The organism is Nostoc sp., assembly GCF_036917395.1.
Taxonomy (GTDB): Bacteria; Cyanobacteriota; Cyanobacteriia; order Cyanobacteriales; family Nostocaceae; genus Nostoc.
Window position 1 is genome coordinate 33,819 of sequence record NZ_JBALDI010000056.1, and the last position, 13,168, is coordinate 46,986.

The following is a 13,168-nucleotide window of genomic DNA, read 5'->3' on the forward strand; positions in this document are numbered from 1 at the left end:
TATCTCCAAAAACTTAATGAATTTTTTATCTGGTCAATTGTCCTTTATTATTTGTCATTTGTTCTTCGTCTTGTGTCTTGAGCCATTCGTTTTGCACTAATGACCAATAACTCTTGATTTTTGACTTTTGACTTCCCCAAAGCGGCTGACCAATCAGAGTTTATCTCAGAATTTATCTTTGGGTGCATATCCGTTCTCAGATGAATGCGCTAAATTGTTAACTCATGGGTAGAAAAACTGAGGTTAGGAAGAAATGGGTGTTGAGCCAACTGCTACATCTGACGAGGTGGTACAAGTACCGGCCAATGGACATAAATCTGAAGTGAAAAATCAGAAACAGAAAAAGCTGTTACCACTTAGTACTACCACAGAAAATTTACCTCGCTCCTGGAAAATTGAGGATAGCGAAGCCTTATACCGGATTGAAGGTTGGGGACAACCTTATTTTTCGATTAATGCCGCTGGACACGTTACTGTTGCACCCAAGGGCGATCGCGGGGGATCTCTTGACTTGTTTGAATTGGTCAACGCCATGAAGCAGCGCAACTTGGGACTTCCCATGTTAATTCGCTTTTCCGATATTTTGGAAGACCGGATTGAGCGGTTGAACGCTTGTTTTGCCAAAGCGATCGCCCGCTACAATTACCCTGGCGTCTACCGGGGCGTGTTTCCCGTCAAATGCAACCAAGAGCGGCATTTGATTGAGGATTTAGTGAAATTTGGCAAGCCTCATCAATTTGGTTTAGAAGCCGGTTCCAAGCCAGAATTAATGATTGCTCTAGCTGTCCTGGATACACCAGGAGCATTGTTAGTTTGCAACGGCTACAAAGACCGAGAATACATCGAAACAGCAATGTTAGCCCAAAGACTAGGGCAAACACCAATCATCGTCCTAGAACAGATTGAAGAGGTTGATTTGGTGATTGATGCCAATCGCCAGTTAGGTATTAAGCCGATATTAGGTGTTCGTGCTAAACTCAGTACCCAAGGTATGGGACGTTGGGGAGCCTCTAGTGGCGATCGCGCTAAATTTGGTTTGACTATGCCTGAGGTAATCGAGGCTGTTGACAAGTTACGGGAAGCTAACTTGCTCGATTCTTTGCAGTTGATGCACTTCCATATCGGCTCACAAATCTCTGCCATTAATGTCATTAAAGATGCCATCCAAGAAGCCAGCCGCATTTATGTGGAATTGGCGATGCTGGGGGCAGATATGAAATACCTTGATGTTGGTGGCGGCTTGGGTGTAGATTATGATGGCTCCCAAACCAACTTCTATGCATCGAAAAATTACAACATGCAGAACTATGCCAACGACATCGTGGCAGAGTTAAAAGATACCTGTGCAGAACGCCAAATTCCCGTACCAACACTGATTAGCGAGAGTGGACGAGCGCTCGCTTCCCATCAGTCGCTGCTGATTTTTGATGTTCTCAGTACTAGCGATGTCCCCCTCGACGCCCCAGAACCTCCACAAGAGGGAGAATCCCCAATTATTAATTATCTTTGGGAAAGCTTCCAATCCATCAACCAAGAGAATTACCAAGAGTTGTACCATGACGCTGCACAATTCAAAGAAGAAGCCATCAGCCGCTTCAACTTAGGAATTTTACGCCTCAGAGAACGAGCCAAGGCCGAACGCCTCTACTGGGCTTGTTGTCAAAAAATTCTCAACATCACTAGACAGCAAGAATACGTACCCGATGAACTGGAAGACCTAGAGCAAATTATGGCTTCCATTTACTACGTCAACATGTCAGTGTTTCAATCGGCACCAGATTGCTGGGCGATCGATCAGCTATTCCCGATCATGCCAATCCACCGCTTGGATGAAGAACCAACGCGGCGAGGAATTTTAGCAGACCTCACCTGCGACAGTGATGGTAAAATCGACCGTTTTATTGACCTGCGCGATGTCAAGTCGGTTTTAGAATTGCACACCCACAAGCCCGGAGAACCCTATTATTTGGGTATGTTCTTGAATGGAGCTTACCAAGAAATCATGGGCAATTTGCACAACTTATTTGGCGATACTAACGCCGTTCACATTCAATTGACGCCCAAAGGCTACCAGATTGAACACGTTGTCAAAGGTGACACCATGAGTGAAGTGGTGAGCTACGTCCAGTATGACTCCGAAGATATGGTGGAAAACATTCGTCAGCGTTGCGAGCAAGCATTAGAAGAAAAGCGCATTACCCTAGCAGAATCTCAGCGACTGCTGCAAACCTACGAGCAGAGTCTCAGAAGATATACGTATTTAAATAGTTAGGAGTGAGGAGAGACGCGATTAATCGCGTCTGTACAGGAGTGAGGAGTTAAGAGTAGCCCTGTCAAAATGACATGATCTCGTTCCCATGCTCTGCATGGGAATGCTCATCTAGAGATGCTTATAGTCCAAGGAGGCAGAGCCTCCCCAAATCCATTCCTATCCAGAGCAATAGGAACGAGAAGTTAATAGTTTTTGGGCGGTCAAAAAAAATACATAGGAGACTTGCAAAACCAAATTGAACTTCATAACAAAGGTTTCAGCATACTTGCGATCACCAAAACGCAGGCTAGAGTTAGGAATAAAGGTTATAACTTATAATTCCTAACTCCTAACTCCTAACTTTAATTTGCGTTTGTCCCCAACAATTCCTCTATCGCTTGTCGTTCAACAGGGGTATGTGATGGCACCGTCTGACGGGCATCGGTAATCAGCCAGTCTAAAGCAGCGGCTTGAACATCGATCGCAGCGCCAGTTTTATCTACGCAATAACGTCCAAACACCAGCTTATCGACTAAGCGGACTCCAGGGCCCAGGCGCGACCATTCAAAAATCACGCTGTTTTCCACTGTTGCACCACTACATATCCAACAATTGGGGCCAATCATTGCTGGGCCGACAATTTTAGCTCCATCTTCTATTCTGGTCATCCCGCCAATGTAAACTGGGCCTGTGATATCCACTTTGTCCCAATTTACGGCAACATTTAAGCCAGTATAGATGCCAGGGGCGACTTCATGACCAGGGATTTGCACATTTTTGATTTCACCCAGCAGTACACCGCGAATCGCCCGCCAGTAATCTGGTACTTTACCAATATCTACCCATTCAAAGTCCATAGGAATGGCGTAGAAGGGAGCTTTGATGTCTACCAATTTAGGAAACAATTGGCTACCAATGTCGTACTCGATATCAGAGGGGATATAGTTAAACACCTCTGGCTCAAAGATGTAAATACCTGTGTTGATGTTGGTGCTGAGAGCTTCTTCAGTTGAAGGTTTTTCTTGGAAAGCTTTAACACGCCCCTCTTCGTCAGTCACAACCACACCGTAGCTAGAAACTTCTTCCTCAGGGACAGATTTTGTAATAATAGTAGCGATCGCCCCTCTAGCTTTATGCCATTTAACCGCCGCAGTTAAATCCAAGTCAATCAAAGCATCACCGCACAAAACCACAAAGGTATCATCAAAAAAGGGTGAGAAGTCTTGGATGCGGCGCATCCCTCCAGCTGAACCAATTGCTTCTCCCTCCAGTTTCCCGTCGTCATCAATTTTCCCTTCAAAGGAATAGGCAATCTGCACCCCAAACCGTTGACCATCACGAAAATAGTTTTCTATTTCCTCAGCCAAATGACTAACGTTGACCATAATCTGGTCAAATCCATGTCGGCGTAACAGTTCCAGCAAAAACTCCATCACTGGCTTTTGCAGGATGGGAATCATCGGTTTGGGAATTGTATAGGTAATCGGACGCACGCGAGTCCCCTTGCCAGCTGCGAGAATCATCGCTTTCATAAAAATTTATTCCTCAACCACAAGCCAGTTTACTTTCATCGAGTGATACTTAATCATCAGTTTTTATTTATGCTCTAAGTCATCCCTCAAAACAGGGATAACAGGAATTACTGGTTATCGCAACCATAGGTATACTTAGATGACAAGCGATCGCTTATCTTTTCAATTTACTCGGATTTTGGGGCTGAATCAAAAATCTGTAAATTATCTCTAGGTCTACTATTTGGCTTTCTTAGTTCATCGGGTGCTCAAAAGGTTTGCAGGAGTTAGCTGAATCTGCAAGTAAGCGAATTTTAATCTCATGGTAAAACTCCTCTTGAAATAGCTCTACTTTCGATTGAGCCGAGAGTAGTAGTAGCGCCCAGAAAACGCTAACTAAATGACTGTGTTTAGACTCATGTCCAGACCCATTTTGGTTGAGAAGCTTTGTGTGAGTCCACAACTCTACAAGTTGTTCTAGATTCAACCAATTTTGTTCTAAATTTAGCTCCCTTGCCGATAAATTCAATACCTGCTCCAGTTCTCTAGCTACTTCCGTCAGATTTTCCTGGTGAGCTAACTCCAGCGCCTCCCGCATACTTTGGACGCTAGGCTGACGTCTCAGACGGATAGGTTTGCTGACTTTTTCTACTAGTTTTAGCTGGTTCGCCATAATCTGCAATTGCTCGATTAACTCTTGCAGAGTCACTCGACGTTTTGGTGGCGGCATTGCCGCTGGACGACGACGCAATTGCCGTTCTAATGGTAAACGATGACCCTGATGTGATATTCCGTCTTCATCTTCCAATAGGGCATCATCTACTACACCATCATGGACATCTGCTACTGTTGACAATTGCATCAATGTATTGGCTTTGAATAATACCAACATTGATGCTGACAAAAAGGCCTGTCCAGATTGAGACAAGTCCGCTTCATAACCTCTTCCTATTGCCTCCGGTGCCATCAGTTCTAAGTAACGGTCAATCACCTCAATCACTTGGACATCCCAAGGGTCAATTTCTCCCTGTTGGGCTTGGTAAATCAGGAGTGTGATTGTTTCTAATAGCTCAGAAGCTTCCATCAACAAGTTCTAAGTTAATTAATGAGAATCAAAATACCGTAAATTCAACAGTAAACTCATTGACTATTGGCAAAGCGTGTACTTTATGAATTCCCTTGCGCTTCTTTTATTTAGGAATTGCCTGCTGGCAGTATCCCCTGAAATTTGCAATCAATCACCATTGTGAATTGTGAGATCAGAATGTGCAACTTTTGACCATACCAATTTTAGATTTTAGATTTTAGATTTTAGATTAAAAAATCTTTTGGTTCATACTGGAGTAACGTCCCGCTATGCGCTTTCATCCCTTGTGGGTGACCAAAGAGGCGGGGGGGCAGGGGGCAGGGGGAGAACCCCATAAATAAATTTAGTTGCTCTGAAAACTTGGACGTATTATTTAGGAGTGCGTTACATCTCGAAATAAATGTTTTTCTTTTGAGCATAAATAAATTTAGGCGATGCACTGAGCAAAGCCGAAGTGGATTTGAAAAGACAGTGATTGCTGGGGAATTCCAGAATCTTTCTCCCCTGCTCCCTGCCTCTTTGCCCCCTGCCATCTTAATCGTGGGGCGAGTCACGAGCAATGATCACAGTTGAGAGAAAGTCACCTGACTTGCCGCTCTTAATCGCATCGAAAGTGCCTTTAATAGTACCAGCAATGGGAACAGCAACAAGCGTCCCCAACAACCCAGCAATCTCAAATCCCATCAAAATAGCCACAAAAATCCAGATAGGATTCAGTCCGATAAAATTGCCGAGTAACCTGGGAGCTAACAAGTTATCTTTAAGCTGCTGCATGATAATTGCCGCTATGGCAACTTGAACTGCCAACCACCAATTTTGCAGCAGTACTAAAATTGTTACCAGACCAATGCCTAGAGACGCCCCGATAAAGGGAATGAGTTCTGAGATACCAATTAATATGGCAAACAACAGGGCAAAGGGCACCTTTATCACTAAGAAAATTGGCGTCAGGGTTAGCACCATGAAAAGTCCTAGCAACAACTGGCTAAGGAAGAAGTTCTGGAAATTTAGGCGCAAGGATGTGTTAAGGGGATCTGCAATATTAGAGGGCAAAAGATTGATCAGACCATACCAGACGCGATCGCCATATAAAAGCATATAAAATGCAAGCACAATGACTAACACTAAGTCAAGCAATCCTGATAGCAGTGTTCCAGCAAATCCCACTGCCCCAGAAGCTAGCTGTTGCACCAGATTCTGAATATTGGCATTGATTTGACTGGTCACAACCCCCAGATCAATTGGCAAACGTCGTTGTTTTGCCAACATCTCAAACTGCTCCAAGTTTGCTTGACTGGCACCTAACCAATCAGGAATGTTATTTAATAGCTGGATTGTTTGGTTAATCACCAACGGCACTAGGGTGACACCCAGAATCCCAAACAGGGCTAACGTTGCAAGTAAAACTATGATCACCGCCTGAGTGCGCGTGATCCGAGCCCGTTCAAAGAACTTAACTGGGTAATTTAGTAGAAAAGCCAGAATCGCCGCAATGCTCAAGACGGTAATCGGATGCTGGAAATAGCGAAAAAGCACCGACAGTAGCCAGATATTGAGAGCGATAATTGGACCGCTTAGACCATAAATTAACAGGCGTTGAAGGGAGGCCGAACGGCGCATCTTATGCAACCTATTTTATATATTTTTTGAGAGAATTTATAAAATTCTTGATGGCACTGATCATCATCATAGATATTTTTAACAAAGACTGATCACAAGGAAACAAATCACAATGGACAAAACCGTAGCCGACCTTCGCAAGGATTACACCTTGGAAGGTTTAAGCGAACTCGAAGTAGACCTCAATCCTTTTATCCAATTTAAAAAATGGTTCGATCAGGCTCTAGCTGGACAACTTCCTGAACCCAATGCGATGACCATTGCTACCGCTACCCCAAACGGTAAGCCCTCGGCCAGAATGGTGCTGCTCAAGGATTTTGATGAACGGGGTTTTGTCTTATTCACCAACTACAACAGTCACAAAGGACAAGAACTGGCAGAAAATCCCCAGGCGGCTTTAGTCTTTTGGTGGGCAGAACTGGAACGTCAAGTCCGAATTTCGGGGTATGTGGAGAAAGTTTCCGAAACTGAGTCTGACCAGTATTTTGACAGTCGCCCTGCCAACAGTCGCCTGGGTGCGTGGATATCTAATCAAAGCGAGGCGATAGAAAGCCGAGAAGTTCTGGAGCGACGCTTGCAGGAGTTTAAGAGCAAATATGAAAATCAGGAGATTCCCCGACCGCCTCATTGGGGAGGCTTACGAGTGATCCCCACAGAAATTGAGTTTTGGCAAGGCCGCCCCAGTCGTCTGCACGATCGCTTACTCTATAGCCGTTTAGATAATGGCACTTGGAATATTAAGCGGTTGTCACCTTGAGGGGATGAGGGGGATGAGGGAGACAATGGAGAATTATACTTCCCCTGCTCCCGAAGCTCCCTTTCCCAGTTATCCTGCTTACCACTGGGCGATCGCATCTTGAATTGCTGCCCGTGCTTCTGATAGAGATTGGGTACGGACATCATCACTATTGTTCATGCTATGAGCGTTAATAAATTGAATGTCTGTAACCCCAATAAACCCGAAAATCGCCCGCAGGTATGGTTCTTGGAAGTTATAGGCAGCAGCAGGGGATGCTGCACTATAGTCAGCGCCGCTAGCTGTAATGATAACTGCCTTTTTACCCTCGACTAATCCTCTAAAACCTTGATCATTTAAAGCAAAAGTCCGGTTAATCCGAACGATTTGGTCAATGTAAGCCTTGAAAGTGGAAGGTATATTAAAGTTATACATTGGCACTCCAAAGACGTAGCGATCAGCAGCGAAAAATTCATCTATTAACTCGTCAGAAATCCTAATTGCCTCAGTTAACTCTGGGGTATGGGTTTCTGGTGGTGAAAATGCAGCTGCAATCCAAGGTTCATCAACGTGAGGAACTGGGTAATGCCCTAAATCTCGATAAGCGATCGCATCTTCAGGATGCGCCGCCCTCCAACGACTGACGAATTCCTTAGATAGTTCTCTTGAGTGCGATCGTTCAGCACGGGGGCTGGAATCAATATGTAAAATGTTTACCACGAAATATCTCCTGATTAGCTAGGATTTACTGCTTTTACTTTTTGAGTCTAAATTTCAAAGCATAACATCAGATACTAAAAGTAACTAGTTACTAAAGTAAAGTAGTTACTATAAAGTAACTGTTGGACAATTTTGGCTAACTTATCGATGTCTGTCTCTAAAAATCCTGATGCTTGCCCAGTCAATATTCTGATGTCCTTACTATCAGGAACCTGGACAATGTATATACTGTGGGTGTTGTGTAATCGTGGGCCTACTCGCTTTGGTGCATTGAAGCATCTAGTCGAGGGCATCTCCACCAAAGTTCTGACGGAAAGACTGAGAATGCTTGAGGCAGCAGAAATTATTTATCGCCACTATGAACCAACTGTTCCACCACAAGTAACTTACGGTCTGACAGAACGTGGTCAAGAATTAATTGATGTGCTTCATCAACTCAATGCACTAGCTGAACGCTGGTATGGCAGCGAACAACGAGAACATAGCAATATTCAAAGGGAACGTTCCATCCACACCGAAAATTCTTCCATGTCAAACTGAGAAAGTTTTTGAATACCAGCTTTTTCGAGGCTCTTGTCTTGTGTACTTCCGCACCAGATTACGCAAATTATGAAGTCCACTTTACAAAAAGCTGGGAAAATGTAAAAAAGCCGATGCATTCTCCATCGGCTTCGCTGACAATATTAAACAGATGAATAGTCTACTGTTCCTGGATCGCTGTTGCTTTAGCAGGAAACTGCATTCTGGGATCTGGCATGAAATTGTATCTCAAGTACAATCCTCCCCAGACGAACAGGGTAATTAACAACGCCCCAATACCAAGGGGGCTGGGAAGCCAGAAAACAGTTTCTATGTGATTTAACTCACCAGGTTGGAGTTTCCACACCAGTTGATTGCCATTCTTTTTCGGCTCAATCGCAGTTTTAGTTAGTTGAATATTTTTGGCCCCCCAAGGAGTCTTCAAACTAAATTCCAAGTCGAGAATTGAACCAGCATTAGCCAAGACGTTACCTTTGCTGGCAATTAGAGATAGTGATCGCAAATCCAAATCGTAAATCAACCGATTTCGGACTAAAAGTAAAAAATTGTTCTCCTCCAAGAGGACGTTTGATTCAATTTTCGGCAGTTCTGAGTCAGATTTACTCTGCACAGACTCAGATGATTGATTAACACGGGAGTTAAAAAATTGGTTGAACTTCTCTTGCAATTCCCTACCACTGCTAAAAGGAATTGTGACGATGATTTCTTCAGTGGAAACTCGCTGTGCTTTACCCTCAAGTTTACGGGCGCGGCGCTCTATGGTATTTAACCATTCATATACATAATCGCCACTAAAACTGGTTAGCCGTTCTCCCAACTTAATATGCTGTACTAGTTCACCACTATTTGAGTTGTCAAAGTTAAGCCCCACATCGTATTTCACACAGCCAGACAGTAGCAGGGATGTTAATAGCACTAGCCACAGAATAGGATTTCGGATGCGAAAAACGCGGTTGATTCGATTTCGACCATTTAGTGCTAAGAGAAATTTCATCTTTGCCAACACAAAACTAAATGGTCTGATTAACCACAAGAAAATCTTCCCGAAAATTGAAGAATTCATAACTATAAGTCTCCCCAAAAGTCAAAGTTTTTAACCAATCTTGACTTGTTCGTATGGTTTGAGATTCCTGGAACACCATTTTGGTAAAGAATTTTAATCCAAAATCTAAAATCCAAAATCCAAAATTGTTATTAGCCAGGGGTTCCTGAAAAACTCAACCAAACCAAGTACGAGATGGTTAAACCAATGGCAATTAGCGCCACCCAGATAAAGCGATTATCTCTGGTATTGACCTGACTGAGGTCAACAAATTCTGGCTCCGTAGGTTTAGGCTTCTGCTGCACAGAAGATTTAGTAGGTTTAGCAGCAATAGAAATTTTGAGTTCATTATCGGGTAATGTGCCCAAATCGGGGATTTGAGTCATCCATTCGCTCGGTCTTTTCAGCTTTGGTGCTTTTAAGATGTAAAGCATCTGTCGCGCTTGTTTGCTGATTTCAAAAAAGGGATGGCGTTTGAGTCTTTCGCAAAGAGCGATCGCATCATCCGTGCGTCCAGCCGCTTCATAAGCTGTCACTAGATGAATTTCTACTTCGCCCCCAAGGCGAGAATTACCAGCTAACAGGGCGCTGGCCTTTTCTAAATTTTCTACGGCTTCGCGGTATTGCCCATTTTCAAAGGCAACTTTCCCCGTCTGGTAGCGGGTTTTAGCAATTTCTAAACTTTCTGCACTCACGTCTTCTATAAAAAATCAGCACTGTTTTAATTTTGCCAATGCCAGCAATCTTTTTGGAATCTTTTCAAAAGCTGGCAATCTGAAAGTGGATAAACTTCTAAAATTTTAACTAAGTAGCTGTGACTATTTTCTGATTAAAAATTCCGGTATCAAATACAGGTGAGCAAAATATGTTGAAAATCAAGCATTCACAACTGAATTGGCTCTTAGCAGGCATGACTTTAGCAGTTATGGGTGTAAGCATTGCTCCAGCTTCTGCCCAGCGTGTGAGAGTGATTGATGGTGGTTATGGAGTCAGGCAATCGCCTGCTGTCGGTTCCTTTATTTATGGTAGTCCGATTCCCACACCTATGCCTGTAGACCCAGCAACGGGACTAATGCCACAACGCAATAATTACCCCGATTCTTATTATCCCCATGTAAGGCAGCCCGATTTTTATTATCCCCATGTAAGGCAGCCTGATTCTTATTATCCCCAGGTAAGGCAGCCCGATTCTTACTTTCCCCAGGTAAGGCAGCCTGATTCTTACTTTCCCCAGGTAAGGCAGCCTGATTCTTACTTTCCCCAGGTAAGGCAGCCCGATTCTTACTTTCCCCAGGTAAGGCAGCCCGATTCTTACTTTCCCCAGGTAAGGCAGCCCGATTCTTACTTTCCCAGGTAAGGCAGAACGTGAGATAATTCCACCCTAATTAATCCAACTTTGATTAATCCGACAATTTGAGACTCAACTGTAGTTAATCCGGTGATTATAAATAATTCATGGCATCGTACACCATTTAGCAGTGGGCGATCGCGGGTTATTATTACCTATCCCCGCTAGGGAAGTGGGGGAGCAGGGAGCAGGGGGCAGGGGAGGCAGGGGGAGCAGAGGGAGCAGGGGAGGTAGAGTATTAAAGACTTGCTCACGAGTATCAAAGACTCGTCTACGAGTATCAAAGACTTGCCTGCGAGCAAAAAATGAATTTTAATTTACACAAAATTACAGTTACAAATCATTCTCCCCTGCTCCTCTTCCTCTACGATGTAAACTGCGAACCGAGAATCATCGTCCCAATCCCAACATCAGTAAAGATTTCTAGTAATAGGGCGTGGGGAATGCGACCATCGATGATATGTGCTGCACGGACTCCTTGAGCAAGCGATCGCACACAGCAATTCACTTTAGGAATCATCCCACCGCTGACTATACCATTGACAATCAACTCGCGGGCTTCACGAATATCTACTTTTGGAATCAAAGTAGATTGGTCTTTGTAATCTTTTAAAATTCCACTGGTGTCAGTAAGTAAAATTAACTTTTCTGCTCCTAGTGCAGCAGCGATTTCTCCAGCTACAGTATCGGCGTTAATGTTATAAGCTTGCCCTGTCTCGTCTGCGGCGACGCTGGACACTACCGGAATATAACCATTGCTAGCGAGGGTGTCCAAAATCTTGATATTCACATTGCTGACTTCCCCCACAAAACCGATGCCTTCTTGACCTTGGGAACGGGCTGTAAATAAATTACCGTCTTTACCGCAAAGTCCTACAGCTAATCCACCAGCTTGGTTAATCAGGGAGACAATTTCTTTATTAACTCGACCAACTAAAACCATTTCCACCACATCCATTGTGGCGGCATCAGTGACTCGCAGACCATTCTTAAATTGTGGTTCTATTCCCAGCTTATCTAACCAACTGTTAATTTCTGGGCCACCGCCGTGGACTACAATCGGACGCAAGCCCACGCAGGATAAGAATACAATGTCGCGCATAACTTTGTGTTTGAGTGTGCTGTCTTTCATGGCTGCGCCACCATATTTGACAACAACAGTGCGACCGGCGAATTGTTGAATATAAGGTAGTGCTTCGCTTAGTACACGCACACGAGTGGCTTCAGCTTGCCTGATGTATTCCGAATCGTTGACCGTCATGAGGAGCCTAACAGAGAGAGTTAAAACCTATTTCAGTCAGTGTAGAAGACTTTGTAACTAGTCACAATCTTTGATGCCAAATTCTTCACCACGTACACCCATCGAGTACAACACTAATGGCAACTAATGCCGAGTTAAGAGTAACCAAGACTGCATAAGCCAAAGTTGAAAAGGGTGATATCGGAACGTGCTTTTAATGTCTAGTTGGCATCTCGTGCAATGCCATTTAGAAGAAGTTAAAAAGCTTCGTTCCATCGGGCAAAGTAGTGTTACAGAAAATAGCTCCCTCAATCCTTGGGTTCTCGATCCCACCAGGGAGGTAAATTTCGGATTGGCTCAGATCAACATTGGTTAAGTTAGCTCCCTTGAGCGAATAACAGGTATTAGGCGATCGCTCCTTCAAGCCTCTAGAATTAAAATCATTCGGCTGAAGCTAGGGAATGAAAATGACCACGCTGCTAATTCAAACTGAAAGCACACCCCTAACGGTAAATTTCCCCTCCCTTGTGCAGATGACAAATGAGCAGTTCTACGAATTTTGCCAAGCCAATGGAGATTTGCGAATCGAGCGCACTGCCAATGGGGAAGTCATCATTATGCCACCAGCTTTTTCAGATACGGGCAACCGTAACTTTAACATTGCTGCACAGCTTGGTTATTGGACTGAACAAGATGGCACTGGCATAGGCTTTGACTCCAGTACAGGTTTTACGCTACCCAATGGAGCGATGCGTTCCCCTGATGCTTCTTGGATTGAACTGGAGCGCTGGAACGCCTTAACAGATGCACAAAAAGCCTCATTTGCACCAATTTGTCCCAGCTTTGTGATTGAGTTACGTTCCTTGAGCGACCGCCTGATCAAATTACAAGACAAAATGCAGGAGTACATCGATAACGGTGCATCATTAGGCTGGTTAATTGATCGGCAGAATCGAAAAGTCTACATTTACCGGACTAATCGAGAACTTGAAATTTTGGAAAATCCGGAAGCAGTTAGTGGTAATCCAGAATTACCAGGGTTTATCCTACGGATGGTCAAAATTTGGTAAATT

The 13,168-nt window shown here is 44.0% G+C and carries 13 protein-coding genes; 6 read left to right on the forward strand and 7 right to left on the reverse strand.

The genetic code is table 11. The annotated features are described in order from the left end of the window. Nucleotides 1-253 precede the first annotated feature (253 nt). Nucleotides 254-2,272 carry a biosynthetic arginine decarboxylase gene (speA, locus tag V7K46_RS19250; RefSeq protein WP_335115850.1) on the forward strand — a complete coding sequence of 673 codons (2,019 nt, stop codon included), beginning with the start codon at nt 254-256 and terminating at the stop codon, nt 2,270-2,272. A 341-nt stretch (nt 2,273-2,613) separates the two neighbouring features. On the opposite strand, the gene V7K46_RS19255 is transcribed toward speA, so the two are convergent. The 3 genes from V7K46_RS19255 to V7K46_RS19265 form a co-directional block, all read right to left on the reverse strand. Further along, complete coding sequence (locus tag V7K46_RS19255; protein ID WP_335115852.1) at nt 2,614-3,783, reverse strand: NDP-sugar synthase; 1,170 nt, start codon at nt 3,781-3,783, stop codon at nt 2,614-2,616. Between the two features lie 232 nt (nt 3,784-4,015). Then, nucleotides 4,016-4,846, reverse strand: a complete 831-nt coding sequence (locus V7K46_RS19260) for a ScpA family protein (protein WP_335115855.1) — start codon at nt 4,844-4,846, stop codon at nt 4,016-4,018. A gap of 537 nt (nt 4,847-5,383) precedes the next feature. Further along, the gene (locus tag V7K46_RS19265; protein ID WP_335115857.1) at nt 5,384-6,469 is read right to left on the reverse strand and encodes an AI-2E family transporter; all 1,086 of its coding nucleotides are present in this window, start codon (nt 6,467-6,469) and stop codon (nt 5,384-5,386) included. Nucleotides 6,470-6,581: 112 nt separating this feature from the next. Here V7K46_RS19265 and pdxH point away from each other — a divergent pair, with 112 nt between their 5' ends. Then, on the forward strand, nt 6,582-7,226 hold the full coding sequence (gene pdxH, locus V7K46_RS19270) for a pyridoxamine 5'-phosphate oxidase (RefSeq protein ID WP_335115859.1): 645 nt from the start codon (nt 6,582-6,584) through the stop codon (nt 7,224-7,226). A 78-nt stretch (nt 7,227-7,304) separates the two neighbouring features. On the opposite strand, the gene V7K46_RS19275 is transcribed toward pdxH, so the two are convergent. Further along, the gene (locus V7K46_RS19275) at nt 7,305-7,925 is read right to left on the reverse strand and encodes an FMN-dependent NADH-azoreductase (protein ID WP_335115861.1); all 621 of its coding nucleotides are present in this window, start codon (nt 7,923-7,925) and stop codon (nt 7,305-7,307) included. A 147-nt stretch (nt 7,926-8,072) separates the two neighbouring features. On the opposite strand from V7K46_RS19275, the gene V7K46_RS19280 reads away from it, so the two are divergent. Further along, nucleotides 8,073-8,465 carry a winged helix-turn-helix transcriptional regulator gene (locus tag V7K46_RS19280; protein WP_335115863.1) on the forward strand — a complete coding sequence of 131 codons (393 nt, stop codon included), beginning with the start codon at nt 8,073-8,075 and terminating at the stop codon, nt 8,463-8,465. Between the two features lie 160 nt (nt 8,466-8,625). Here the strand turns inward: V7K46_RS19280 and V7K46_RS19285 are convergent, their stop codons facing one another. Together V7K46_RS19285 and V7K46_RS19290 are read right to left on the reverse strand one after the other, a co-directional pair. After that, nucleotides 8,626-9,528 carry a DUF3153 domain-containing protein gene (locus V7K46_RS19285; RefSeq protein ID WP_335115865.1) on the reverse strand — a complete coding sequence of 301 codons (903 nt, stop codon included), beginning with the start codon at nt 9,526-9,528 and terminating at the stop codon, nt 8,626-8,628. Nucleotides 9,529-9,659: 131 nt separating this feature from the next. Then, nucleotides 9,660-10,202: a tetratricopeptide repeat protein gene (locus V7K46_RS19290; protein ID WP_298907724.1), complete on the reverse strand. Its 543-nt coding sequence runs from the start codon at nt 10,200-10,202 to the stop codon at nt 9,660-9,662. A 170-nt stretch (nt 10,203-10,372) separates the two neighbouring features. Between V7K46_RS19290 and V7K46_RS19295 the strand changes: the two genes are divergently transcribed. Further along, a complete protein-coding gene (locus tag V7K46_RS19295) occupies nt 10,373-10,864 on the forward strand; it encodes a hypothetical protein (protein ID WP_335115868.1) in 492 nt (163 codons plus the stop codon). A gap of 355 nt (nt 10,865-11,219) precedes the next feature. Here V7K46_RS19295 and argB read toward each other — a convergent pair whose 3' ends face one another. Continuing rightward, a complete protein-coding gene (gene argB / locus V7K46_RS19300) occupies nt 11,220-12,116 on the reverse strand; it encodes an acetylglutamate kinase (RefSeq protein ID WP_298921083.1) in 897 nt (298 codons plus the stop codon). Between the two features lie 196 nt (nt 12,117-12,312). Here argB and V7K46_RS19305 point away from each other — a divergent pair, with 196 nt between their 5' ends. Then, a complete protein-coding gene (locus V7K46_RS19305; RefSeq protein ID WP_335115870.1) occupies nt 12,313-12,471 on the forward strand; it encodes a hypothetical protein in 159 nt (52 codons plus the stop codon). Between the two features lie 91 nt (nt 12,472-12,562). Further along, on the forward strand, nt 12,563-13,165 hold the full coding sequence (locus V7K46_RS19310) for a Uma2 family endonuclease (RefSeq protein WP_335115872.1): 603 nt from the start codon (nt 12,563-12,565) through the stop codon (nt 13,163-13,165). The last annotated feature ends 3 nt before the right edge of the window (nt 13,166-13,168 follow it).